Consider the following 25,142-nt stretch of genomic DNA (forward strand, 5'->3'; position numbering starts at 1 on the left):
CACTAGCCTCCGAACGGTTCGTTGCGGAACACGACCGTCGACTGAAGCAGCCGGCGATTATTGCTCAGATTAGCGAGCGGCGCACTGAGGATCGGCGTCATCAGCTCCCACTCATAGAAGGCACGCACCACGACGATGTCGTTGGCACCGCCGGGATCGAACTCAAAGTCGTCAGTGAGAAGATTGCCGTCTTCATCAATCGCCGACGGGTTCGCGGTCGATGAGAAGGTGCTATACGTTTTCACATCGAGCTCGATTGCGCCTTCGCAGGCGAACAGGTCGAAGATCTCCGAACAGACGATTTCTTCAAAAGCGTCGCGGTCGAAACTACCCCCGTTCTGGAGCTGTCCGGTGCGGATACCGCGCGCAGCTTCATTGAGGCCATGTTCGAGAACCGAGGACATGATGAAGATCACGCAAATTTCGAGCAGACCGAAGATCAGGAAGAAGAAGGGCGCCGCGATCATCGCGAACTCGACGGCGGCGACACCGCGCCTGTCGGCACCCCACGCCCGCAGCCGTTGCAGCATCCGGGGCGCAATCAATCCGGGAAACACAGGAGGAAACATACACAAATACCTTGGTGCGGCGAAATCGGGCCAGAAACGTCAGCGTCTTTGTTATCAGGACGTAGTTTCAAGCGCGTTCAGCCGGTCTGTGAAATTTCACAAGCCCGGTTCGGACCTTCTGAACGGATGCCGTCGCAGCACGCCGCCTTTACCTTGCCATCATGATTGACCACATAGAGAGGCAAGACCCGCTCCTATCGAGGTAAACCGATGAGCCACAATCCGATAAGGCCCTGGCGCTCCATCGAGAGACGCCCCTCACGCAAGATCCGGGTCGGCACCGTCGAGGTCGGCGGCGACGCACCGATTTCCGTGCAGACCATGACAAACACGCCGACAGAGGATGCAGCCGCGACGATTGCTCAGATTGAGCGTTGCGCCGAGGCGGGCGCCGACATTGTTCGCGTCTCGTGCCCGACGGTCGAGGCGACCGCCGCCATGCACGAGATCTGCGAGGCCTCCCCCGTGCCAATCGTCGCCGACATTCATTTCCACTACAAACGCGGCATTGAAGCGGCCGATGCGGGCGCGGCGTGCCTGCGCATCAATCCGGGCAATATCGGCAGCCAGGACCGTGTGAAGGAAGTCGTCAACGCTGCGCGCGCCAATGGATGCTCGATCCGCATTGGCGTGAATGGCGGCTCGCTTGAGCGCCACCTGCTGGAAAAGTATGGCGAGCCCTGCCCTGATGCGATGGTCGAAAGCGCGCTCGACAATGCGCGCATTCTCGATGACCTCGGATTTCACGACTACAAGATATCGGTGAAGGCTTCGGACATGTTCCTCACCGTGGCGGCCTATCAGAAGCTGTCAGAAGCAACCGACGCACCGCTTCATCTCGGCATCACCGAGGCTGGCGGTTTGCGGACCGGGACCGTAAAATCCTCCATCGGCATGGGCAACCTGCTGTGGATGGGGATTGGCGATACGATCCGCGTGTCGCTGTCGGCGGATCCTGTCGAAGAGGTGAAGGTTGGCTTCGACATGCTCAAATCGCTCGGCCTCAGGACGCGCGGTGTGAACATCATCGCCTGCCCGTCCTGCGCCCGGCAGGGCTTCGATGTCATCAAGACGGTCGAAACGCTGGAAGACCGGCTTGCGCATATTTCGGAGCCAATTTCGCTGTCGATCATTGGCTGCGTGGTCAATGGGCCGGGCGAGGCAGCGATGACCGATCTCGGCTTTACCGGCGGCGGCAAGGAAAGCGGCAAGATGTATGTTTCGGGCCGGGCCGATCACAACGTGTCCAATGCCGACATGGTCGAACACATCGTGGACCTTGTCGAACAGAAGGCTGAGCGCCTCAAAGCTCAGCGCGAAGCAGGCGAGACCGTCGCGGCCGAATAGTCTGCGCCGTCAGTCGACAACTTGCTCGCAACGCGCCTCATCGACAAGGCCAGCGGCGACGTCGTGTGTCGCCTGATCCGGCGCGAGCCTGCGGATAAGGGCGAGCCCTTTGCCCGTCATCGTGATAGTCTGGGCCCCGTCCGGCACGCCTTTGAAGCTTTCCGCTGACGCGCCAGGCCCGCTCACCACGACGCTCGCAAACGTCTCCGCCCCGTCCAGCCGCGCGATGAAAACGTTATTCGTCTTGCTGTCGAAGATCGACAGGGAGCCGTATGTCTCAGCCGACGGCGCGGTCAGAAGCACGGGTCCATCCGAGACGTCGAACCGGCAGATGGCGTAGGCAAGGTCAGGAGATGGGCGGACGATCGTCTGGGTCTCAGGCGTCATGCGGGTCGCGGCGACCCACTGATACATACCGACACCGCGATCCGCCATACGCGCTTGCGCCGCTGACATGATGCGGGACGGGATCGCATTCAGGATAGCGAGATGCCCGATTACAGCCATGAGCAGGAAAATGGCGGCGGCTCCGATCCAGCGCATCAGCTTCTCCCGTCGCAGTAGAGTTCTTTGACGATGGGCGGCTGCAGTGTGCCCTCCGGGTCGTCCAATAGCTCTTGCGTCGGCAGATAAAGCCGGAGCGTCAGGTCGAACTGGCCCGCATTGCGGCTGGACACCCAAAGCTCATCCGGATGGCCACTCTGATCGGCACTGACACGAAATCCCCACTGGTCTGGCGCGCCCATCTGTTCAGCGTCCGACGCATCGAAGGAGAGGGCCCCATCCGAGTTCATCGGCAGGCGGCTATCTCGATCATAGAGCGTAATCGACCACCAGGCCGCTGGCATGGTCCCGCCGCTGACACTGTAGATACAGTCATCGCGCAGGCGCCTCCCGTTAGTGTCGCGAGCCGTCGTGAAATAGACCGCCTCTTCCTTGCGAAGGGCCAGGAGACCGAACCGGGCGATACGTGCACGTATATACGGGTTGGCTGCCTCAGAGCCGATGGACCAGTCACTCGTCCAGCCATCGATGCGCACCGCCTCGCCAAGCCGCGGGCCGGACCCGGCAATCCCGCCCATCCAGAGAGCTGAGGCCCCGCCCGCGAAAAGACCGAGAAAGCCGACAATCAGCAGCAGAATGAATACGCGCATGTGGCCGGTCTAATTCGGTAATGGCCGCCCGTGAAGGCAGGAATTGAGGTCAGACTGGAGCCTGAGCCGGCAAAGATGACGATCCGGGTCCCTGTTTTGCTTTCAGGCCGAACCATATCCGCAAATGAGTGGAGCGCCGGATGACAAACTCATGCAGCAAGGCGCAGCCGCCCATCGTGGCGAAAACGAGCAACGTGAACTCACTCCATACATCAAGCCCCTGCCGGGTCAGCCAGTAGCCTGCCATGACGATCAGGGTCTGGTGCAGGATGTACCAGGGGAAAACCGCTCCAGTCAGGTAGGTCAGGGTGGGCCCCGGGCGGTTGAGATAGCGCTGGGCAAGCGCCAGAAGAGACAGGATGGCTAGCCAGGCGTATAGGATGCGCGCCATGCGGGCCGGCCAGATCATCCATTGAGCCCCGGGGTTGGCAGCTAGCGCCTCCCAACTCGCCCAGAGCAGCGAGAGGCCAGCCCCCAGCATGACCGTCAGGAGAATGGCGGGCACGATAGCGCGGCGCACCGCCGACCAGAAGCCGCCGTCCTTTGCCAGCAGGAAGCCGATCATCAGCATGGTGAGACTATGGGCGTGGTTTGCCCAGTCCCAGACAAGGTCATGCGTTGTCGGAAAGTGCGGATCGAGCGTGAGGCGGTAGATCATGTGCGGAATGGCCGGCAGGGCGATGACCATTGCGATGCCTATGCGGCTCGAGAAGAGGCGCTGTGTCACCGCCGCGCCGCGGCCCTCCATGAAACGGATCAGAAGGCCAGCGACCGGCGCCAGCAGCAGCGAATACGCCAGCAGGTAGACGATATACCAGAGATGGTTCCAGGTCGGGGTGGCAATGGAGAAGTCAGACGCCGGATCCAGATATTGTGGGTAGAAGGCCCAGAAGCTGCCCTCGAACTCGCCGCTTTCAACCAGCTGCAGCCAGCTCTGCGGGGCGACGATCAAGATCATGCCAGCGAGGATCGGCAGGCCCATTCGCACGAAACGATCCTTCGCCACTCCTGCTGCGCCCAGCTTCCCGAACAGGAAACGCAGCGCCACGCCGGATATGAAGAAGAGCAGCGACAGCCGCCATGGGTTGAGCAGCATCATCAATGGCTCAGCGCCTGGCCCTGCATGCTTACTTTTCACATGCCAGTCCCAAGGCACGTAAAACATGCCGATATGGTAGAAAATGAGCAGCAGAAAGGCGATGACGCGCAGCCAGTCGAGATCGTAGCGCCGCGTGGTGAGTTGGGTCATTGGGGTCGTCTCCAAGGAAGGTTTGAGCCGACCATGACGGGAAAGGCCCGGTCCCTCAGCCGTAATGACGTGAGAGGTGGCACCCGGGGACGAATTGCCGGAGTGAGGGACAAGTGGCGGCACACCGGGACGAGCGGCACCGAGTTCCCTTCGCGCCGCCGGAGCGCTATGGCATTGAGCAATCATGACGAGCACGCCCCGCCACCCCGAACTGGAAGCCGACCAACGCGCGGACCGGCGGACATGGGTCTATTTCGCCGTCTTCCTGTTTGCCTCCTTCCTCGTCACATCCCTGTCGGACCAGCACGATATCCAGAAGGCGGGTCTGCCATATGCGAACATGCCGTGGCTGGCGCAGGCGACCTCCCACCTCGTCATCCTGGCGATGACGCCCTTCATCACTTTCATGCTCAGCCGGTTCCCGCTCGCCGACTGGCGGCGCACCCTGCCCGTCCATGCCGTTGCGGTGGTGATCTTTTCCGTGGTGCACATCCTGGCGATGGTTGCGCTTCGCAAGCTGCTGGCCCCGGTCTTCTTTGGCGTGCCCTATGACTTCGGCCTCACGGACCTCTCGACCTGGCTCTATGAGTTTCGCAAGGATGTACTGAGCTATGCGCTCATCGCGGCCATCTTCGCCACCAACCGGCTGGCCGAACAGCGCGGGATGGAGGCAAGAGCCGCGCAGAAGGAGGCGAGCGAGCGCCATCGCCTGACCCTGAAATCCGGCGGGCGAACCTACTTTGTGGACGCAGATGACATCATCTGGGTGCGAGCGGCCTCCAACTATGTCGAAGTGGTCACCCCCGCCCGCACCTATCTGGCCCGGGCCACACTGACCGAGCTGGAAAAACTGCTCACAGCTGCCGGCGGGAGGCATGCGCGGGTACATCGCTCCCATCTGGTCAATCTGGACAAGGTCAGTGAAATCCGGCCAACCGGCGAGGGGGATGTCACGCTTACGCTTGAGAGCGGAGACGTGGTGCCCGGATCGCGGCGGTATCGTGACGCTTACGCGCCGCCGGTTGCGGGGGATGGCGCCGCGGTCAGCAGACAGAGCGGTTAGCAGTTCCTGCAATCGTCTGCGCCTGTTAAGCAGCAGGGCGCAGAAACCGGAGCACCGCATGGGATGGATCGTCACGGCCTTCAAATGGCTCGTCCGGATAGTGGTCGCCCTTGTCGGGCTCACCTTGCTGACCAATTGCACAATGCTCGGCCTCAATTATGCGAGCCTTGAGGTCGACAACAAACCGGACGCGAGGCCCGAGATCACAGCAGCTACGCTGGCCGAGTGGGAAGCGGGACGCGACGGGCTGATCGAGACATTTGAAGAGGTGGTTTACGGTCCCTGGCCTGAGGGTCAGGCCGTCGAACTGGTCAGCCGAAGAATGGTCGATGAAGAGCTTGCCGGTGGACGCGGCACGCTGGAGGAACTGGTTCTACGCGTTGGCTCTGGCGGAGGTGCGCGAAGCTTTCACGTGGCGCTTGCCCTGCCCGATGCGGCGCGACCTGTCCCGCTGATTATCAGCCAGACCTTTTCGAGCAATTGCGGCGCGTTTCCTGGCGCGCCTCTGACGGCGCCGGATGGCAGCGACTGCGCTGACTATGAAGGCATTCCGGGCTTTGTCGAGACGATCTTCGGGGAGTTCATCGCCCTCGTTCCCATCGATCAGTATTTCGACCATGGATATGGCTATGCGACCTGGCAGGCCGGGGAGCTCATTCCGGACAGGCAGGGCGAGGCGCAAGCGATCATGAATGCCATGGCGGGCGAGGGCGTGACTGCGCCGACCAGCGCGCTTTCAGGCTGGGGATATGGGTTTTCCGCCATCATTGATGCCATTGAGACGGATGAGGCGATCAATCGCGACCAGATCGCGGTGATGGGACATTCGCGTCACGCAAAATCGGCGATGGTGGCCGCCATTTATGACAGGCGTATCGCCGCTGTCGTCTCCCACCAGTCAGGCTTTGGCGGAGCTGCCTCCTCGCGGTCCGATACTGGCGAGACCGTTGAGCGCATGATCGAAGGCGTGCGGCCGTTCGGTGTTCTGAACATGGAAGGCTACCCGCACTGGTTTGCGCCGGCTTTTTCGGACTATGCCGAACGGACAGAGGACCTGCCCGTCGACCAGCATCAGTTCATCGCGCTTGTCGCGCCGACACCGATGCTGCTTGGCAATGGCCGCCGCGATGTCTGGTCTGATCCCAACTCGACCTATCGGATGGCTGAAGCGGCAGACCGCGTCTATGAGCTTTATGGCACCGACGGGCTTGATCAGGCGGGGATGCAGGACTTCAACCCGGCGGCCAGCCTCAGCTATTTCCTGCGCCCGGGCGGCCACTCAATCACGCAGCGCGACGTAGACGCGTTTCTTGCCTTCCTTGATGCGGCCATGCCGCAAGGAGATGACGTGCCGGGCGGGTGAAACCCGTCTAGCGTCCGCCTCCTGAATAACAGGGAGGTTATCATGCCATTTCAAACTGAAGATCTGCTACCGGTCCTCGCCCTCGTGGTCTGGACACTCATCATGTTCATCTGGATGTATGTGACGCGCATACCGGCGTTCCAGAAAGCGGGTATCAATCCAGACGAGGCACGTCATCCGGATGCTGGTTACAATGAGAAGATACCGGCCAGCGTCCGCTCTATCGCCGACAACTACAATCACCTGCACGAACAACCGACCATCTTCTATGCGCTGGTCTTCTTCGCGGCGCTGACAGGCGGTGGCGATAACATCTTCATGTATCTTGCCTGGGCGTATGTGATCCTGCGCGTGATCCATTCACTGGTGCAGGTCCTGTCGGCGCAAGTCACCCAGCGCTTTCTTGTCTTCGCGATCAGCACACTCGTTCTGATCGTCATGGCTGTTAAGGAAGCGATCCGGGTTTTCGTCTAGGCGGGGCCCCCGCAAAGCTGCGTCTGAGCGGCGGCGGGGTGCTTCCCCCGCCCGCAAATCCGGGATAGATGCGAGGCCATGGCATCTATCCCGCACTCCCGCCTGGAACAGGTCATCGACCGCTTCGACGAAGTCGAGGCCCGTATGGGCGCAACGACCGACAGCGACGAGATCGTCGCGCTGTCGAAAGAGCATGCTGAGCTCAAACCCGTCGCCGACAAGGCCAAGCTACTGCTCGATCTTCGCACAGAGCTGAAAGACGCCGAAGCCATGATGAATGGCGGCGACAAGGAGATGGCTGAGCTCGCCACGGACGAATATTACGACATCAAGGAGCGCTTGCCCGCCCTTGAGAAAGATGTCCAGCTTCTGCTCATCCCGAAGGATGTCGACGACAAGGCTGACATCGTGCTGGAAGTGCGCGCCGGGACGGGCGGCGACGAAGCGGCGCTGTTCGCTGGCGACCTGTTCCGCATGTATACGCGCTACGCCCAGCTCCAGAACTGGAAGGTCGAGGTTATTTCGGTATCCGAGGGCGATGTTGGCGGCTACAAGGAAATCATCGCGACCATTTCAGGTGATGCGGTCTTCGGCCGGCTGAAATGGGAAAGCGGCGTGCACCGTGTCCAGCGCGTCCCCGATACAGAAAGCGGCGGGCGTATCCATACCTCCGCAGCGACGGTCGCCGTGCTTCCCGCACCGGAAAATATCGAGATCGAAGTGCGCCCGGAAGACATCCGGATCGATACGATGCGCTCATCCGGCGCTGGCGGCCAGCACGTGAACACGACCGACTCTGCCGTGCGGATCACCCACTTGCCGACCGGCATCGTGACGACCAGCTCGGAAAAGTCCCAGCACGTAAACCGTGACAAGGCGATGGAGCAGCTCAAGATCCGCCTTTATGAACGCGAGCGGGAAGCCAAGGATTCGGCCCGCGCCGAGGCCCGCAAGGATCAGATTGGCTCTGGCGACCGCTCCCAGAAAGTCCGCACCTATAACTTCCCCGAAAACCGCGTTTCCGATCACCGCATCAATCTGACGCTCTATGCGCTGGACAAGATCATCGCTGGCGACAAGCTGGATGAAGTGGTCACCTCGCTTATCGCCGAGGATCAGGCCCGCAAGCTGGCCGCGATGGATGAAGATGCATGAGGCGCGGACCTATCAGGCTCAGCTGACGGTTGCGGCGGCGCGGCTGAAATCGGTCGGCCTCGACAGGCCGGGGCGCGAGGCCCGCCATCTGATGCAGCATGCCTGCGGCCTCACCGCGACTGGGCTCATCAACTGCGAAACCTCACCGATGGAGTCCGGCGACGCCGAGACCTTCTTCGACCTTATAGAGCGACGCGCCAGCGGCGAGCCTTATGAGTATCTCACCGGCGAAGCCTGGTTCTGCGGGCTCGCCTTTGCCTGCACCGCTGACACGCTGATCCCGCGCGCCGATAGCGAAGTCGTGGTGGACGAAGCCCTGACAAGGCTGCCGCTTGGACGTGAGGCGAAGATTGCTGATCTTGGGACCGGAACGGGCTGTCTCCTGATTGCTCTGATGAAGCAGCAGCCCGGCCTCATCGGGACCGGCATTGATTGCTCGGCCAAAGCGGCCGCTGTCGCGCAGACAAACGTTCAGCGCCACGGGATTGGTGACCGCGCGAACATTCTGACGTTTAGCTGGCGCGACTGGACAGGCTGGGAAGATGTTGATCTCATCATCTCCAATCCACCCTACATTCGAAGCGAAATTATCGACACGCTCGACGCAAGCGTGAAGGATTACGAGCCACATCTGGCGCTCGATGGCGGCGCGAGCGGACTTGAGGCCTATGATGAGATCATCGCGATGGCGAGCGAACGGATGAAGCCCGGCGCCTGGATTGTCTTGGAGATCGGTTTTGATCAGGCGGCTGAGGTGCAGTCGCTGCTTGAAGAGGCCGGATTCGAGACCATTTCAGTCGCGCAAGACGCAGGCCAGCGTGACCGTGTCGTCACAGCCCGCCGATGATCCACAGTTGAAGGGCTTGGCGAAGCGAGAAATGCGCGCTAAGGCTTGAGTCGGGCAGGAGGCTGATGACATTTTCACAGCCCCGCTACGAGTTAAGCGAAACATCACCGAGACACCCCAAACCGGTATGAGACGCACAGGGTCTGGATAACGGACATAATGGGATCAGGATTTTAGCGTATGCAACGCAAGCGCGGACGCGGTCGCCGTTCAGGTGGCAATAACAACAATAACAATAACAATCCGAACCGGCACTATGAGAGCACCGGGCCGGATGTGAAGATCCGCGGCTCTGCGCAGCAGATTCTGGACAAGTACCAGCAATATGCGCGCGACGCGATGACGGCAGGTGACCGGGTGAAGGCTGAGGCCCACTACCAGCACGCCGAACACTATGCCCGTATTGTTGCCAGCTTCCAGAAGGACAAGCCGCGCAACAAGAACGACGAAAACGACTCCGACGATAATGATGATAATTCGTCGAACAATGACGCGGACAATCAGGACGATAACGGCCAAGACGATCGCAATGACCGTAACGACCGGAACGACCGGAACGACCGGAACGACCGGAACGACCGGAACGACCGGAACGACCGGAACGATTATCGGTCTGACAAGAAGCCTGAGCGCAAGCCGCGCCGGCAGAAATCTGATGACAATCAGGGCGATGATGAGCGCCAGGTTGCCGCAGAAGAGAAAAAGCCGCGTCGCGGCCGCAAGCCCAAGCAAACTGAAGATGACCCGATGAAGGTCATCGATGCGGACGATCAGGGCTCCGACGAGAAGGCCGCCTCATCTGATGAAGAGGCGCCGGCCGAAAAGCCAAAGCGCCGGACCTATCGCAAGAAAGCTGATGCTTCAGGCGAAACCGATGGCGTCATGTCCACCTTGTCACGCGGGCGCAAATCCGAGACAGACGAAGACGACAAGGAAAAGCGGACCGCCAGCGCCGCCGAATAGTCCGCTTGGATAATAGTCCGCACCAAAAAGAGAACCGCGCGCCCTCATAAGAAGGCGCGCGGTTTTTTGTGATCTCACCATCTGACGGGAGGAGGCAGGCCGCCTACTCGGCCGCGACGGTCCTGCGATGTTTGTCGAATGCCGACCAGACACCGTCATCGCCGTGCCAGTCGCCGCGGGTTGCACCCTTGGAATATTCGGTTGCGCGCGCTTCGAAGAAGTTCGCATGCTCAACACCGTTCAGGATTTCCGTGAGCCATGGCAGCGGATGCTTCTCGACACCATAGATCGGGTCGAGCTTGAGCTGGCCCATGCGCCAGTCAGCGATGTAACGGATATAGTTCTTGATATCCTGCGGGGTCATGCCCTGCACTTCGCCCGCCTCGAAGGCGAGATCGATGAATTTGTCTTCCAGCTTCACGACGGTCTGGCAGCAGTCTGCGATGTCGTCTTTTACAGACTTGGTCAGCGCGCCCGTTTCCTCAGCGAAGGTGTGGAACATCTTCATCATGCCCTCGCAGTGCAGCGACTCGTCGCGCACAGACCAGGACACGATCTGACCCATCCCCTTCATCTTGTTGAAGCGCGGAAAGTTCATGAGCATCGCAAAGGACGCAAAGAGCTGAAGCCCTTCGGTGAAGCCACCGAACACCGCCATGGATGTCAGGATGTCTTTCTCCGTGCCGACACCGAACTGACCAAGATAATCGTGCTTGGCCGCCATCTCTTCGTATTCCATGAAGGCGCCAAACTCGGAGTCCGGCATGCCGATGGTTTCGAGCAGCAGCGCGTAGGCGGCGATATGGACCGTCTCCATATTGGAGAAGGAAGCCAGCATCATGCGCACTTCAACCGGCTTGAAGAGCGGCATGTAGTTTTCCATGTAGTTGGCGCCGACCTCGACATCCGACTGCGTGAAAAAGCGGAAAATCTGTGTCAGCAGATTGCGCTCTTTCTCGGTCAGCTTGTTCGACCAGTCCTTGCAGTCCTCACCAAGAGGGACCTCTTCTGGCAGCCAGTGAACCTGCTGCTGGATTTTCCAGAAGTCGTAGGCCCACGGATAGCGGAACGGCTTGTAGGCCTTGCTGGGTGTAAGAAGCCCTGGGATCTGAATGATGCCGTCTGCCATAGGTCTGCCCTTCTGTCCTGAACACTATATATAGTGCCAAATTCGCCTGTCTCTCGCAAGATATATACTCAACGCGTGCCTGATTTTCCACAACGAATGAAGTTCTGTGGACAAATGTCGCGCCGTCGCCAGCCAGAGAACTTTCAGTACGCTATAGAAACGGAAACCGCGCCGAAGCGCTGCGGGCCATCCTGTCGCTGGAATTCTTCTGTGCGATGTACATAGGTGAACGCCACCTGGACCGTGCTCAAATTGATTGCAGCGCCCGCCTGCACGTCTGCGACCAGCTTGTTTCTGTCGGACACACGCGGACTGTCGCGCCACGCATTTCCATCGAGAAACATGTCGCGCAGGACGAGGCGGCCCTCCACCCCGGCAAACAGGTAAGCACCGAATGTCTGATGGGGGGAGAATGTTCCGGCGCCCGACAGGGCCGGGCGAATGCGCGGCGGGCCGAAATCAGCGTCCAGATCCCAGCCGATCCGGCCGGTAAGGCCCGTTGCGGCGTAGGTGCGAACATTTCCAAGCGCACCGCCAGCATGAAACCCGTAATCGGTCTCAAGCCCGAGCGGCAGGTCCGGCCCGTCATATAGGGCCATGCGCTGGGCAATCAGCTCGACACCCGGTTCGTTGCGGAGCTGGTAGTCCCATCCCTTCGGCTGGGCCACATTTATGAGATCATGCCAGTTATCCTGAACGAACTCCCCCAGCGCAGCCGGGCCGACGACACCAAGATTGAGCTGCAGGATATCCTGAATGTTCTCATCCGTAGCAACGACCGTTCCGGAGACATAGAGCCAGCCCGCATATGGCCGGTCATCAGGGTCTGGAATGGAGCGGGAAATATCGTCGGGCGTGAAGATCGCATGGGACAAGGCCAATCCCTGTCGAAGCTCGGTACGCTCGATATCAATGAAAGGCAGCCGACGTGCGGCCCAATCAAGGACTGGCAGAACGTCGTTCTCGCCCGAGACACGCTCAATGCGGATGCCATTGGTATAGTTACGGTCAGTTCCACCGAAGAGGTCGTTTTCGGAGGTCAGCGACCAGACGCCTCTGGCTTCTGCACTGGCTGCCTCAACATTCGGCTGTGATTGTGCGTCCGCCAAGGGCCATGTGGCGGCGACGATAAGAGCGATGACTGAAAGACAGGTGGCGCGCATGAATAATACTGAGCAGTGATTGATCTCACGCAGGCAAATAGCCCACCGAGCGGGTTCACGTCAGCTTAATTTCTGGAAACGACTGAGCGCTGCGACCTCAGCTTTTCAGGCGAAGATAGTTTTCTGGGAGATTACCGGCGGACGGTAAAGCTCACACCCGCAAAATCTTCTGCTGCCTGCTGCCCCTTAATACCACGCTCATTATATTCCACTTCACGGTGGATATAGCTCAGCGAAAGCTGACCGGAGCCGCGCGAGAAGGAAACACCCGCCTGCATATCACCAACGGTGACCTGATCGCGTAGCGCCATGCGGTTTGTGAAGTTGCGTTCGCCGCCGGGCTCATAAACGAGAGCCTCACCATCGGCACCTGCAAAGAGGTACCAGCTATCTGGGGCAATATCTTCGCCGCGCTGGTCGAAATTCTGACCGATACGGATTTCACCGCCAACACTCCGCTGACGGAATTCGCCGTCTTCGATCATGCTGACCCGCGGCACGAGGCCGACATCGAAGCCAAGACCGGTGCGTTCCATCGGCGCCGAAATCGAGATCTCCGCATCGAAGTCGCTAACCTGACGAACCGGCCGACTGAAGCTTGCCGCATTCCTGCGGCCTTCATAATCAACCACGGCGGCCGAATTGGACAGACGCAAACTGGTTACGTTCGGAGACCGTGTCGCCTCAACACCAAGTGGAACCGAAGCACGGGTCCCGGCCACAGGGCTAACCTCGATTTGCGAAGCGTTGCTGGTCTGTCCCTGCGAAAAGGAAAAGTTGGATGCTGCCTGAAGTGAGGGCGCGTCTTCAGCGCCCGATGGCTCGGCAAGACGATAATCCGTCTCAACCGTCTGGGCCTGGGAATACACCGATTGCGCCGTCGCTGCTGGGCTGCAGCCCTGGCAAGCTGTCACAAGCAAGGATGAAATCAACAGGCTCATAAACGTTGTCCTTCCAATCGCCTTCGGTCCTAAACCTAAACGATACGACATACTGACGCAGGATTACCACGGATTTCAAGCCCCTAACAAGGACTTTCGTAATTTCCTGTAATACAAAATCTACAATACCTTCGCTAATGGCTGGTTCCGGCTGCGTTGAAATTTTCACGTATCTGGTACTAATTTGGCGTCGTGCAGACGCCCTCGCCCGCAGAAAACCCACGCACTCAATCAAGAGTACGCGGGCCCCAGGACCATCAGCCAGATCCAGGAGGCGGTATGCGCCCCAGCGCGCAGAACGTCGGCCGTCGCATCATTGTCAGACCATGTGCCGCCATCAGGGAAGTTGCCACCGCTGAGAAAGTTGAGCGGCGCAAAACCATCAACATGGATGGCCTCCGCAAAGAGCTTCACATTTTTCGGTCAGGTATCTGGAATATCCAAGAACGACCCGGTTCTGGCGCTCCCATGGCGCTCCTTCACCGCCTGCGCGGAAGCGGCCTGCCCCGCACTGGCGGTCGTCACAGCAGGCATTATTGCTTAGCCCACTATGCCGCAGAGCGTGTTCCGAAATGGCTTTAGAGACGCTGCGGAACCGCCACGAACGGAGCATGTCGCTTGAGCCATTTCAGCTATCTGTTATAGAGTAACGGAATGCGCGCTCACGCCCCCTCCCTGGCCTTAAAGGCTTTTATGGTAGCCTTGTTCCTCTGGGTTCAGGGGGCAGCGCTTTATGATGCCGCCGCGCATGGCGACGCGCCGCACGAACATTACGGCGTCTCCTGTGATCTCGCGAATGTTGTGGCCCCGCAGGTCGCGCCGCTGCCAGCAATACCAGGCATACCGAAACCGCCGCGCGATATCACGCGTGCTCAACCGGTAGTTCTCGATTTTCGTCCGTGGTCGCGTCCGCCAGGACGCGCCCCGCCGCCGCGAAGTCCGCCCGCCCTCACTCAATAGACCCGAACGCTGTCCGTTGCGCCGTTACTGGCCTTCGGCGATCGACCTGTTGATTGAAAGTAATCTCTGCAAATGACTTCGAATCTCCTTCGCCGTACGCTTGCGGCAACCCTCCTTGTGGGCGTCAGCCCGCTGGCCATCGCCCAGACATCAAACACCAAACCGGACACCGAAACGCCTGCGCGCCTGTCCACTGTCATCGTTTCGGGTGTCGGCCCACAGCGCGAGACCGATGAGATGATCGGCAATGCAAGCGCGATAAACCGCGACCAGATTGTCGAGACGCTCCAGGCCTCGCTTGGCAACACGCTCGACAGCCAGCCGGGCGTCTCCACAACGCATTTTGGGCAGGCCGCCAGCCGCCCGGTCCTGCGCGGGCTTGGCGCTGAGCGTGTCCTGGTCCTCACCAATGGCATCGGCGTGATCGATGCCTCTGCCGCTTCGCCTGATCACCAGGTCGCGTCAGACGGCATCGATGCCGAAAAGATCGAAATCCTTCGTGGGCCAGCGGCGCTCGCCTATGGCGGTCAGGCCATTGGCGGCGTCGTGAACGTGATCGACGGCCTGATCGTCGAAGACCTCCCCGATGAGCCAATATCGGGCGAAGCGTATGGCGCGCTGAACAGCGTCAATGATGGCCATGAGGGCGCCGTGAAGGGCCGGTTTAGCGCGGGCCAATTCGTCCTGTCGCTCTCTGCATCGGCGCGTGATTTTGAGAACTATGACATCCCCGGATTTGCTGACTCCTCTCGCCTGCGCGCGCCGGAAGCGCTCGAAGGCGAAGACCATCATGACGAGGATGAAGATCACGAAGACGAGGAGCATAACCACGAAGAAGAGGAGGTCCGCGACACGCTGGAAAACTCCTTCGTGGAAACAGACTCCTTTGCAGGCGGCCTTTCATGGGTTGGCGACGGTGCCTTCGCCGGTATCGCCGTCCGGCGGCAAACGTCCCTCTATGGTCTGCCCGGACATAGCCATGGCCACGAGCATGGCGAAGAGCATGATCACGAAGGCGAAGATCATGATGAAGAGGGCGAGGAAGAAGCAGGCGAACAAGAGATGCCTTTCATCGACCTCGAGCAGACACGTTATGATCTGCGCGCTGGCGCCGATCTCGACGTCGGACCGTTCACGCGGATCGCAGGCAATTTCTCGGTCGCCGACTATGAGCATGTCGAGTTCGAAGCGCCCGGCGAACCGGGCACGCGTTACGTCAGCGATGGCTCCGAAGGCCGCGTCGAGCTCGGCACCGGATTTGGCGAGTGGGAGGGCGCTCTCGGCGTGCAAGCGCTTGAGAAAAATCTCAACGCCTTTGGCGACGAAGCCTTCATCACCAAGACGGACACAAAGTCTGTCGGCCTCTTCACCTATCAGACCCGTGAATGGGATGGCGGCTTTGGCGTAGAAGGCGGGCTTCGGTACGACTCGACCGAGCTGGACAACATTATCGCCGGCTCCCGGGAATTCGATCTCTTTTCCGGCTCCTTCGGCGCGCACCAGCACTGGGACAATGGCTGGTTCGTTGGCGGTCAGATAAGCCTGACCGAACGCGCCCCGAATGAAAGCGAGCTCTTTGCTGACGGCGCCCACCTCGCTACCGAACAGTATGAGGCTGGCGACGCGACGCTGGACAAGGAGCGCGGCGTCAATTTCGAAGGCACCGTCCGCTGGCGCGGTGACACCGGCTTCGGCTTCGGCGCCAACCTCTTCCACACGAAGTTCGACGGCTTCATCTATCTTGCTCCAGGAACAACGCTGGATGCCGGGCTGGTCGTGGATGAGGTTGATGGCCTGCCGGTCTATGAGTTTGTCCAGCAGGATGCGAGCTTCACCGGCGGTGAGATCTACGCTGACTATACGCTCAATGGGGGCCCACTGGGCGCCGACTGGAGAGCTGAAGCAAACATGGATTTCGTAAGCGCTGACATCGATAGCGGCGGCAACCTTCCGCTTATCCCGCCGATGACGCTCAATGCATCACTCGACGCTGACTGGGGCCTATGGAAGGCCGGGGCCAGTGTGACGGTCGCAGGTGACCAGGACGATCCGGCTGCCGGCGAGCTCGCCACAGATGGCTATACGACGCTTGACCTGCGCGGGGCGGTCTCTCTGGCTGAGATGGGGCTTGGACAGGAGGGTACAGAACTCTTCCTGGAAGCGCGAAATGTCACCGATGAAGAGGTCCGTTATGCGACGTCGGTCCTGAAGGACACAGTGCCGGCACCGGGCCGCAATATTCGCGGCGGGGTGCGTCTGGTCTTCTGATCTGCTTCAGGACCGGGCCTATGCCCTCATTTGCGGGCAAGCTGAATTGTTTCAACCTCCGGCGCGGCTGCGGCGGCCTCGCTTCTGGACTTGTCCAGCGCGAGCGCCGCGGCAAGTCCGTTCGGGTCTATGTCGACAAAGCGGACCGGTTTGCGTGATCCCGCGGGCGGGCGAAGAACGATGACCGTCTCGATCAATCGGTGCGCGGTGAAGGTCGACCCATCGAGATCCTGGTTCTCGGACTCGATCGCATAGCCACCGGGCGGCAACTCCTCATCGATCTCCGCAAGCTTGAACGGGAAGGCAAATGTAACGAGCTTTTTGGATATGCGATTTGCCATGACGGTCGACCTTCAGGAGTGAGGCGGGTCACTGATAGTGCAGGCACGGCCGCCAAAAACGTGTCGCACTTCAGGAAATGGCCCTGAGGAACGCTGAATGTAAGGCACTCATATTCTTATAGTTTTTGCGTCTCAAATAGTGAAATGAATACAAGGCCAGCGGCGCTGCGATCCAATCAAAAAATGCCCCGGCTCTTTCGAACCGGGGCATTTTTGATTGCGCTAGATATCGTCCGGTACCGGCCTACTGGCAGGCGAGGCACTCATCATAATCGGTCTGAGGCAGCTCAAGCCCCTCCACCTTTTCCTTGTCGGCCGAGCCGGCAAACCCTGCGCGCTGAACCGATTTGGAGCGGCAGTAGTAAAGCGACTTCAGGCCACGCTCCCATGCCGTCCAGTGCAGCATGTGGAGATCCCACTTGTTGATGTCGGCGGGCAGGAAAACGTTCAGCGACTGGCTCTGGCAGATATACGGTGTCCGGTCAGCCGCCAGCTCGATAATCCAGCGCTGGTCAAGCTCGAACGCCGTCTTGAAGACGCCGCGCTCATGCTCGTCCAGGAATTCGAGATGCTGGACCGAGCCTTCATTCTCGAGGATCGTGTTCCAGGTCTCTTCGGTGTTCTGGCCCTTTTCCTCGAGCAGGCGCTCAAGCTGCGGGTTCTTCACCGTGAAGGAGCCTGACAGCGTCTTGTGCGTGTAGACATTGGCCGGGATCGGCTCGATGCCCGCAGAGGTGCCGCCGCAGATGATCGAGATCGATGCGGTTGGCGCAACAGCCATCTTGTGGCTGAAGCGGGCCATCATGCCTGCATCGCGCGCATCCTCACATGGGCCGCGCTCCTTGGCGAGCTTGACCGAGGCCTGATCGGCACCGGCGCGGATGTGCTTGAACATCTTCTCGTTCCAGACTTTGGACATGGCGCTTTCGAACGGCACGTTCATCGTCTGCAGGAAGGAATGGAAGCCCATCAGGCCGAGACCCACCGAGCGTTCACGCTGGGCCGAATAGACCGCGCGGGCCATCTCGTTCGGGGCGCGCTGGATGAAGTCTTCCAGAACATTGTCGAGGAAGCGGAAAATGTCTTCCAGGAAGTTCTCGTCCTTGGACCACTCCATGAATTTCTCGGCGTTCACCGAAGACAGACAGCAGACCGCCGTCCGGTCCTGGCCGTTATGATCGACGCCGGTCGGCAGGGTGATCTCGGAGCAGAGATTGGACTGGTGAACCTTGAGACCAAGTTTGCGCTGATGCGCTGGCATCGCGTTGTTCACGGTGTCGGTGAACAGCAGGTATGGCTCACCGGTCTGGATGCGCAGCTCAAGGATTTTCTGCCAGATCTTGCGGGCATTGACCTTGCGCAGCTCTTCGCCCGACTTTGGCGAGCGCAGGGGGAAGTCCTCATCATTGCGGACCGCTTCCATGAACTCATCGGTGATATTGATGCCATGGTGCAGGTTGAGGGACTTGCGGTTGAAGTCGCCCGACGCCTTCCGGATTTCAAGGAATTCCTCGATCTCTGGATGGTGCACATCAAGATAGCAGGCTGCCGACCCACGGCGCAGCGAGCCCTGGCTGATGGCGAGGGTCAGGCTGTCCATCACGCGGATGAAAGGAATGATGCCGGATGTCTGACCGTTCTGGCCGACCTTCTCGCCGATGGAGCGGACATTGCCCCAATAGGTACCGATACCGCCGCCATTCGACGCGAGCCAGACATTCTCGGTCCATGTCTCGACGATATCGTCGAGCGAGTCGCCGACCTGGTTGAGGAAGCAGGAAATCGGCAGACCCCGGTCTGCGCCGCCATTGGAGAGGACAGGCGTCGCAGGCATGAACCAGAGCCGCGAGATATAGTCGTAAATGCGCTGGGCGTGGTCCTGATCGTCGGCGAATGCCTTCGCGACACGGGCAAACATGCCCTGATAGGACTCGCCCGTCAGCAGGTAGCGGTCCTCAAGGGTGCGCTTGCCAAACTCGGTCAGGAGCGCGTCACGCGACTCGTCGATCGTGATCTCGATATCCGTGACCACCTTGAGATCAGGCTTCATCTGCCCCTTTGGCTTCCCCCGGCGAAGGGCGGCGCTGGCTTTCGTCGCAACATTGCTCGCAGACATGGTCTAAATCCTCTCAATCGGCGGTCATATATAGGGATTTGGCCCCGGAAGCGCCATATGCGGTGCTTCTGCCCCTTCCCAATACTAGATATAGTGTTCCTAAGGTTAAGGCTTGGTCAATGGGGAGTCTGCCGATTTCCAACTCAATACCGTGGAAATCTCAGTCTGAAGACCTGCCTCCCAGCCTGCAAGCCCCACTACACAAAGCGTTCTGAACCTCACAGGTATTTTCGTTTCGGATGCGGAAAGTTCAGCGCTCGGGCTCACAGGAAAGGCAGGGCCAAGAACGCTCTTTCCGCAAGACGATAAGCAGGTGGTGAATCGCGGCGCCCGACCGGTCGAATCAATCCGGCGTTTCAGCCTCATCCAGGTCGCCTGCGGTCACATCCGGAAAGAGCCGCGCGATCGACTGATTCCACTCATAAAGCGCCGGCCAGTTATTGCCGCCATTTGGCATCAGACCGAGACGAACAATGACGAGGTCCTTGGACGGCACGACCCAGATTGTCTGGCCTTCGTGGCCTTGCGCCGAGAAGACATCAAACGGAGGCGTTGTGGCCGCCTGGCCTGCCGGAACGGGGTCTGGATCAGCGCCGAGCCACCAACCGGCCCCATAGACATTGACCTCTGTCGAGACGGGGTCGCGGCGGGAAAAATCCACCCAACCTTCCGGCAGGAGGCGCTCGCCGTCCCAGACGCCATCGCGCAGATAGAGATAGCCAAACTTCGCAAAGTCCCTCGCAGAGGCCCACACAAGTGACCCGCCGAGATAGGTACCCGCTGCGTCGAACTCAGGCTGCGCGTCCATACCGATCGGGTCGAAAAGAATCTCATCCATCCACATTGCCACGGGCACGTCGGACGGTTCGCAGGTGGTCTGCGGAGTTGAACCCTCAGACGACTTGCGGCTTTCCGCCGTTGAGCAATGTGTGCCTATGCCAAGCTGATCCTGAAGGGCGCGCCCGATCAGGTGAAAGCCCGCTGTGGAGTAATTCCAGACCACGCCCGGATCGTGCGCCGTCTCGAATTCGTCCACCACATGTTGTGTCACGTCGAACCGGCCCGGCCCATACATCATCTGGACGACGTCATTGTCGTTAAGGCCCGTTGAGCCGATTTCGGTATAGTCGAGACCGTCTGTCATGGTCAGCCACTGGCGCCAGGTAATCTGCCCACGCGGATCGTCCTCGGCGAAGGGTGACGGCATTGGATTGTCGATGTCCTCGATAAGGCCCAGTGCAACCGCGCGGCCAACCAGAGCCGATGTGATCGACTTTGCCATCGACCATGACACCTGTTTCGTTTTTGGCCCGAAATCGTCGGCATAGTCCTCGAAGACCAGCCGTCCCTCATGAATGATGACGATGGCCCGCGTCTGGCCCATTTCCTGGCCAGCATCGCGGTTCATCGCGTCCTGGATGAGAAGGCGTAGATCATCGCCTGTCCCGGCGGGCAGCTCTCCTACCGGCCAGTCCTCCGTCGGCCAGGCGAGGGCCTCAGGCTGCGGCGGCAAAGGCACGGGGCCCTGCGCAACCGCTTTCAGTCCGACGAGGCAGGCGGCCCCAACAAGGAGAGACTTGAACATCATCGACGCGCTCCGTAACGATCAGGCGTCCAGCTTTAGAGGCAGAACATGAAACTCGTCAAAGCCGCGATCGTCATTGCCATCATGCTGGGCGTCGCCGCCCTTCTCGCCTGGCAGTTCCTGATCAAGGATCAGGTGGAGCTTGCACGTGTCGCGACCCCCTATGGTGCCAAAATGGTCTGCTCCTGCCGCTTCGTAGCGGAGCGCCCGATGGAAAGCTGTATGAATGACTTCACCGAAGACCTCAGTGCGGTGAGCTTCGCGGAAGAAAACAAGTCGATCCGCGCCAGCGTGCTGGGCGGCGCGATCAGCGCGACGGCAGTCTATGAAGACGGGCTCGGCTGTACGCTGCTGCGTGACGGAGACTGAGAAATCAGCTCAAGGCGCCGGAGGATTGGCAACTGCTGTTGCCTGCGTATCGAACACCTCACGATATCGCGGCGCGAGCTCGGCCTCGAACACCGCCGCAGGCACAGCGATCTCATAAGGCCCCTCAGCATATGAGCCCATCACATACGGCTCAAAATGATAGATCAGACCGCCGGGCACCTCACTTGCCTCGGCGCGGGCGATTGTAAAATTCTCGAACACGCTCGAATTGTCTTCGAAGGCTGGCCGGAGCCAGGTTTCGATCATCTTCTCATCGCTGATATCAAAGTCATTCAGACGCTCACGCTTTGCTTCCACCAGGCGCGCCTCAAGCGCATCCCGGAGGACGCCTCGCGCATCATCTGTATCCTCGAACAGGTCTGAAAACCCAATCTCTTCCGACGCCTCGACGTCCCAGTTCAGTACGTCGAACCGGTAATTGGGGTGCGCGCCGCCCGTATAGGCGGCGTAGCTGCCAAGAAACGACCGCAGCGGGCCATCCTGCGGCCCGACATGCTCCCAGCTCACCGTCAGTGAATGCGGGCGGAAGGGAAAGCCGCCATTCTCTGCATCCATCCTGTCGTTCTGGGCTGCATCGAGGAACCCATCCTTTCCGCTATCGGCGCGCCTGCGAATTTCGGCAGCGAGTTTGCTGTCCAGCGTCTCGATATTGGCGGGCAGGCTGATATCGATCGACGCTGCCTCACTGCCGCTAACAATCGCGATGCCTTTTCCAGGGTCGGCAAAACCATTGTTTGTGGGCTGCTCAGGATGCGGCAGTTCAGAGACGCGGACGCTCTCAATGTCTTCGCTGCGCTCAGCGCCGCACGCAGCGACCAACAGGGCAGTCAGCGCGATCAGGGAAACTTGCTTCATCCGCGTCCGGTCCTTTTTCTGGCTGCCCCTTATAGGCTCAAGAGTTCCGGATCGCCACCCTGCGCGGTAATATCGATCGTCACGACCCGTTCGGTGGCAAACCGCAGCATGTAGTGCGGGCCGCCAGCCTTGGGGCCGGTTCCGGACAGGCCCTCGCCGCCAAAGGGCTGAACGCCGACAACGGCCCCCGTCATGGACCGGTTCACATAGGTGTTCCCGGCTTTGACGACATCGCGGACTTTCCTTGCAAAACTGTCGAGGCGCGAGTGAACACCGAGCGTCAGACCGTAACCCTTCGCCTGCAGCGCTGTGCCCACTGACGCGATCTCGTCCGGGTCATAGCGCAGGACGTGTAGCACAGGGCCGAACGTCTCTTTCTCAATCTGGTCAATCGAGTTGAGCTCAATGATGGCCGGACCGAAGAAATGGCCGCCGTCTGGCGCGGCGAGCTTTTTGGCCACCGTCGCTTCGACTTCGATGCGCGCCATATAGGCATGCAGCATGTCGCAGGCCTCGCCGTCGATGACGGGGCCGATATCGGTGTCGGCGCTACCTGGATCACCGATCTTCAACTCATCCATGGCGCCTTTGAGCCCTTCCAGGATGAAGTCGGCGGTATCCTTTGGCAGGAATAGAAGCCGAAGCGCCGAACAACGTTGCCCGGCTGATCCGAAAGCTGACACCAGCACATCGTCGATAACCTGCTCGCGCAGCGCAGTCGTGTCGACGAACATGGCGTTCAGGCCGCCCGTTTCGGCGATCAGCGGGATAATAGGCCCGGGGCGGTCTGCCAGTGTCTTGTTGATAAGACGGGCGGTATCGGTGCCCCCGGTAAAGCAGACGCCAGAAACACGTGGGTCTTTGGTGAGCTTTGCGCCGACCGTCTCGCCGCGGCCCGGCAGTAATTGAAGCGCACCGCCCGGAAGACCAGCCTCCTGAAAGATGCGGACAGCTTCATATGCAATCAGCGGCGCCTGTTCAGCTGGCTTTGCAATTACGGTATTACCCGCACCAAGCGCTGCCGTGATCTGGCCCGTGAAGATCGCCAGCGGGAAATTCCATGGCGAGATACAGGCAAACACGCCGCGCCCGTGAAGGGAGATGTGATTGGTTTCACCCGCAGGGCCCGGCAGGCGTGTGGCACCTTCAAATTGCTCCTCGGCCTGCACGGCATAATAGCGGCAGAAATCGACCGCCTCACGTACTTCGGCAATGCCGTCGCCGAACGTCTTGCCAGCTTCTTCCGCCATCAGCGCGACGAGGCGGTCCATATTGGCCTCTAGCGCATCGCCCATGTCGGAGATGATCTTCGCCCGTTTGCCGCCACCGAGCTGGTCCCATTCCGCCTGGAATTTGACGGCGGCGTCGAGGGCGGCATCGACATCTGCCTCGCTTGCCTCAACCACGGTTCCAAGTCTGCGGGAGGTATCCGCCGGGGCGAACACATCCGCGCCGCCTTTGGTCTTGGCGGCTCCAGAGATGATCGGTCCTGCCACCAGGGCGCTGCCCTCGCGAAGCCTGGCGACATGATCTTCCAGCACCTTGCGTTCGCTCGCCTGTGAGAGGTCGACGCCGATGGAGTTCTTGCGCATCGGGCCATAGAGACGCGGCGGTGTCGGGATACGCGGGTGGCGGCGGGGGCCTGCCTCGACCTTGGCAATCGGGTCATCGACGACCTTCTCGACATCGACATCCGGGTCGAGGAAAGAATGCACGAAACTTGTATTGGCGCCGTTCTCCAGAAGGCGGCGAACAAGATAAGGCAGCAGGTCCTTGTGCGCGCCAACAGGGGCGTAGACACGGACCTTGTCGCCCTTTCCGGCGGCGCCATAGAGCGGTTCGCCCATGCCGTGCAGGCGCTGGAACTCATAATTCGTCACGCCCTCTGATTCCGCCATCATCAAGATCGTCGCCAGCGAGTGGGCGTTATGGGTCGCGAACTGCGGATAGATACGTGGGCTCGCCTGCAGCAGCGCATGCGCGCAGGAGAGATAATTGATGTCCGTGCCCGGTTTGGTGGTGAATACAGGGAAGTTCACCATCCCCTCTTCGTGCGCGTGCTTGATTTCGGTGTCCCAATAGGCGCCCTTCACGAGACGGACCATGAGACGCGTCCCTGTTTCTCCGGCAAGCTCGGCTAGCCGCGAGATGACGCGGTGCGCCCGCTTCTGATAGGCCTGCACCGCAAGACCCAGACCCTCCCAGCCTTTGAGGGACTTCTCACGCATTAGACGTTCAAGAATTTCGAGCGAAATAACGAGGCGGTCGGCTTCTTCAGCATCAAGGCAGAGATTGATATTGGCCTCGGCGGCATCCTCGCAGAGCGCCAGAACCCGCGGATAGAGTTCGGCATGGACGCGCTCTTCGTTGACCGCCTCATAGCGCGGATGCAGCGCCGACAGCTTTACCGAGATGCCGTTCTTCTGCTCAGGCGACAGCGACGCGTCGCCATGATCGGCAACCGCCTTGATTGCCTGCCTGTAGGAAGCGAAGTAGCGCTCGGCATCGTCGTGCGTGCGGGCGCCCTCACCCAGCATGTCAAAGCTGAAATTGGCCGCCTCGCCAGCTTTCACCTTCTTGCGCCCGCGTTTCAGCGCTTCCTCAATGGTGCGACCAAGCACGAACTGCTCGCCCATGATCCGCATGGCCTGCATCATCGCGGTGCGAATGACCGGCTCGCCGCTCTCGCGAATAAGGTTCGACAGAAACGTCGACGGGCCTTTCTTGGCGTCGCTCGGTGTGCCGATGACACGGCCCGTCAGCATCAGGCCCCAGGTCGAGGCGTTGACCAGCCAGCTATCGGACTGCCCCGAATGGGAACCCCAGTCACCGGATCGGATTTTCTCGGCGATGAGGTCGTCGCGGGTTTCAACATCCGGCACACGCAGCAGCGCTTCAGCAAGGCACATGAGCGCAAGGCCTTCGGAGTTCGACAGGCCGAACTCTTCCAAGAAGCTTTCCATCATCCCCTTTGGACGGCCTGCGGCGCGCGCTTTCTCGACCAGCTCTCGCCCGCGCCTGACGGCGGCGGTCCGTGCGCGCTCATCCAGCGGCAGGGATTTCAGGATGTCCGCAACGAGCGCTTCCTCGTCGGCGAACTTGATCTCATCAAGGCTGTTCCAGCTGCGGGTCTGGCGCGTGAGCGTATCAGGCATGGTCTGCTCCGTTGTCGACGGTTCCTGCATGATCATTCTATCCGAAACCGCCCTT

23 protein-coding genes are annotated in these 25,142 nt (G+C 60.1%); 10 read left to right on the plus strand and 13 right to left on the minus strand.

Annotation, left to right across the window (positions count from 1 at the left end; translation table 11 throughout):
• Window positions 1–2: 2 nt before the first annotated feature.
• Window positions 3–530, minus strand: coding sequence for a TadE/TadG family type IV pilus assembly protein (locus F550_RS0110910; RefSeq protein ID WP_018148592.1), 528 nt, complete (start codon window positions 528–530; stop codon window positions 3–5).
• Between the two features lie 249 nt (window positions 531–779).
• Here F550_RS0110910 and ispG point away from each other — a divergent pair, with 249 nt between their 5' ends.
• Window positions 780–1,916, plus strand: a complete 1,137-nt coding sequence (gene ispG / locus F550_RS0110915; protein WP_018148593.1) for a flavodoxin-dependent (E)-4-hydroxy-3-methylbut-2-enyl-diphosphate synthase — start codon at window positions 780–782, stop codon at window positions 1,914–1,916.
• A gap of 9 nt (window positions 1,917–1,925) precedes the next feature.
• On the opposite strand, the gene F550_RS0110920 is transcribed toward ispG, so the two are convergent.
• From F550_RS0110920 to F550_RS0110930, 3 genes are read right to left on the minus strand one after another with little or no spacing between them, the layout of a single operon-like run.
• On the minus strand, window positions 1,926–2,459 hold the full coding sequence (locus tag F550_RS0110920; protein ID WP_018148594.1) for a DUF1254 domain-containing protein: 534 nt from the start codon (window positions 2,457–2,459) through the stop codon (window positions 1,926–1,928).
• Entirely contained in the window at window positions 2,459–3,070 is a 612-nt protein-coding gene (locus F550_RS18595; protein ID WP_018148595.1) for a DUF1214 domain-containing protein, read from the minus strand. The genes F550_RS0110920 and F550_RS18595 overlap by 1 nt, the downstream gene beginning before the upstream one ends.
• Before the next feature lie 49 nt (window positions 3,071–3,119).
• Window positions 3,120–4,319: an acyltransferase family protein gene (locus F550_RS0110930; RefSeq protein ID WP_018148596.1), complete on the minus strand. Its 1,200-nt coding sequence runs from the start codon at window positions 4,317–4,319 to the stop codon at window positions 3,120–3,122.
• 184 nt (window positions 4,320–4,503) lie between these two features.
• Between F550_RS0110930 and F550_RS0110935 the strand changes: the two genes are divergently transcribed.
• From F550_RS0110935 to F550_RS19415, 6 genes are all read left to right on the plus strand, one after another.
• Window positions 4,504–5,382, plus strand: coding sequence for a LytR/AlgR family response regulator transcription factor (locus tag F550_RS0110935; RefSeq protein ID WP_018148597.1), 879 nt, complete (start codon window positions 4,504–4,506; stop codon window positions 5,380–5,382).
• A 58-nt stretch (window positions 5,383–5,440) separates the two neighbouring features.
• The gene (locus F550_RS0110940; RefSeq protein ID WP_018148598.1) at window positions 5,441–6,745 is read left to right on the plus strand and encodes an alpha/beta hydrolase family protein; all 1,305 of its coding nucleotides are present in this window, start codon (window positions 5,441–5,443) and stop codon (window positions 6,743–6,745) included.
• A 42-nt stretch (window positions 6,746–6,787) separates the two neighbouring features.
• Window positions 6,788–7,219, plus strand: a complete 432-nt coding sequence (locus tag F550_RS0110945; RefSeq protein WP_018148599.1) for an MAPEG family protein — start codon at window positions 6,788–6,790, stop codon at window positions 7,217–7,219.
• 78 nt (window positions 7,220–7,297) lie between these two features.
• On the plus strand, window positions 7,298–8,374 hold the full coding sequence (gene prfA / locus F550_RS0110950; RefSeq protein WP_018148600.1) for a peptide chain release factor 1: 1,077 nt from the start codon (window positions 7,298–7,300) through the stop codon (window positions 8,372–8,374).
• Entirely contained in the window at window positions 8,361–9,221 is an 861-nt protein-coding gene (prmC, locus tag F550_RS0110955; RefSeq protein ID WP_018148601.1) for a peptide chain release factor N(5)-glutamine methyltransferase, read from the plus strand. The genes prfA and prmC overlap by 14 nt, the downstream gene beginning before the upstream one ends.
• 180 nt (window positions 9,222–9,401) lie before the next feature.
• Window positions 9,402–10,184, plus strand: a complete 783-nt coding sequence (locus F550_RS19415) for a DUF4167 domain-containing protein (protein WP_018148602.1) — start codon at window positions 9,402–9,404, stop codon at window positions 10,182–10,184.
• Between the two features lie 103 nt (window positions 10,185–10,287).
• Here the strand turns inward: F550_RS19415 and F550_RS0110965 are convergent, their stop codons facing one another.
• The 4 genes from F550_RS0110965 to F550_RS0110980 form a co-directional block, all read right to left on the minus strand.
• Window positions 10,288–11,313 carry a ribonucleotide-diphosphate reductase subunit beta gene (locus tag F550_RS0110965; RefSeq protein WP_018148603.1) on the minus strand — a complete coding sequence of 342 codons (1,026 nt, stop codon included), beginning with the start codon at window positions 11,311–11,313 and terminating at the stop codon, window positions 10,288–10,290.
• A 143-nt stretch (window positions 11,314–11,456) separates the two neighbouring features.
• Window positions 11,457–12,476, minus strand: a complete 1,020-nt coding sequence (locus F550_RS0110970) for a lipid A deacylase LpxR family protein (RefSeq protein ID WP_018148604.1) — start codon at window positions 12,474–12,476, stop codon at window positions 11,457–11,459.
• Between the two features lie 131 nt (window positions 12,477–12,607).
• Complete coding sequence (locus F550_RS0110975; protein WP_018148605.1) at window positions 12,608–13,417, minus strand: DUF2219 family protein; 810 nt, start codon at window positions 13,415–13,417, stop codon at window positions 12,608–12,610.
• A 231-nt stretch (window positions 13,418–13,648) separates the two neighbouring features.
• The gene (locus tag F550_RS0110980) at window positions 13,649–13,831 is read right to left on the minus strand and encodes a hypothetical protein (RefSeq protein ID WP_018148606.1); all 183 of its coding nucleotides are present in this window, start codon (window positions 13,829–13,831) and stop codon (window positions 13,649–13,651) included.
• Window positions 13,832–14,110: 279 nt separating this feature from the next.
• Between F550_RS0110980 and F550_RS19195 the strand changes: the two genes are divergently transcribed.
• Window positions 14,111–14,377: a hypothetical protein gene (locus F550_RS19195; protein ID WP_156807917.1), complete on the plus strand. Its 267-nt coding sequence runs from the start codon at window positions 14,111–14,113 to the stop codon at window positions 14,375–14,377.
• 72 nt (window positions 14,378–14,449) lie between these two features.
• Window positions 14,450–16,645 carry a TonB-dependent receptor gene (locus F550_RS0110990; protein ID WP_018148608.1) on the plus strand — a complete coding sequence of 732 codons (2,196 nt, stop codon included), beginning with the start codon at window positions 14,450–14,452 and terminating at the stop codon, window positions 16,643–16,645.
• Between the two features lie 26 nt (window positions 16,646–16,671).
• Here the strand turns inward: F550_RS0110990 and F550_RS17625 are convergent, their stop codons facing one another.
• The 3 genes from F550_RS17625 to F550_RS0111005 all read right to left on the minus strand — a co-directional run bounded on the left by F550_RS17625 (window position 16,672) and on the right by F550_RS0111005 (window position 20,690).
• A complete protein-coding gene (locus F550_RS17625; RefSeq protein ID WP_018148609.1) occupies window positions 16,672–16,986 on the minus strand; it encodes a hypothetical protein in 315 nt (104 codons plus the stop codon).
• Window positions 16,987–17,230: 244 nt separating this feature from the next.
• Window positions 17,231–19,036: a ribonucleoside-diphosphate reductase subunit alpha gene (locus F550_RS0111000; RefSeq protein WP_407637659.1), complete on the minus strand. Its 1,806-nt coding sequence runs from the start codon at window positions 19,034–19,036 to the stop codon at window positions 17,231–17,233.
• Between the two features lie 409 nt (window positions 19,037–19,445).
• Window positions 19,446–20,690 (minus strand): serine hydrolase domain-containing protein, encoded by a 1,245-nt coding sequence (locus F550_RS0111005; protein ID WP_018148611.1) that lies wholly within the window; start codon window positions 20,688–20,690, stop codon window positions 19,446–19,448.
• 45 nt (window positions 20,691–20,735) lie between these two features.
• Here F550_RS0111005 and F550_RS0111010 point away from each other — a divergent pair, with 45 nt between their 5' ends.
• Window positions 20,736–21,056, plus strand: coding sequence for a hypothetical protein (locus F550_RS0111010; protein ID WP_018148612.1), 321 nt, complete (start codon window positions 20,736–20,738; stop codon window positions 21,054–21,056).
• 9 nt (window positions 21,057–21,065) lie between these two features.
• Here the strand turns inward: F550_RS0111010 and F550_RS0111015 are convergent, their stop codons facing one another.
• Together F550_RS0111015 and putA are read right to left on the minus strand one after the other, a co-directional pair.
• Complete coding sequence (locus tag F550_RS0111015) at window positions 21,066–21,932, minus strand: DUF3298 and DUF4163 domain-containing protein (RefSeq protein ID WP_018148613.1); 867 nt, start codon at window positions 21,930–21,932, stop codon at window positions 21,066–21,068.
• Between the two features lie 29 nt (window positions 21,933–21,961).
• The gene (gene putA / locus F550_RS0111020) at window positions 21,962–25,087 is read right to left on the minus strand and encodes a bifunctional proline dehydrogenase/L-glutamate gamma-semialdehyde dehydrogenase PutA (protein ID WP_026180718.1); all 3,126 of its coding nucleotides are present in this window, start codon (window positions 25,085–25,087) and stop codon (window positions 21,962–21,964) included.
• Window positions 25,088–25,142 lie beyond the last annotated feature (55 nt).

The organism is Henriciella marina DSM 19595, from assembly GCF_000376805.1.
Classification (GTDB): domain Bacteria; phylum Pseudomonadota; class Alphaproteobacteria; order Caulobacterales; family Hyphomonadaceae; genus Henriciella; species Henriciella marina.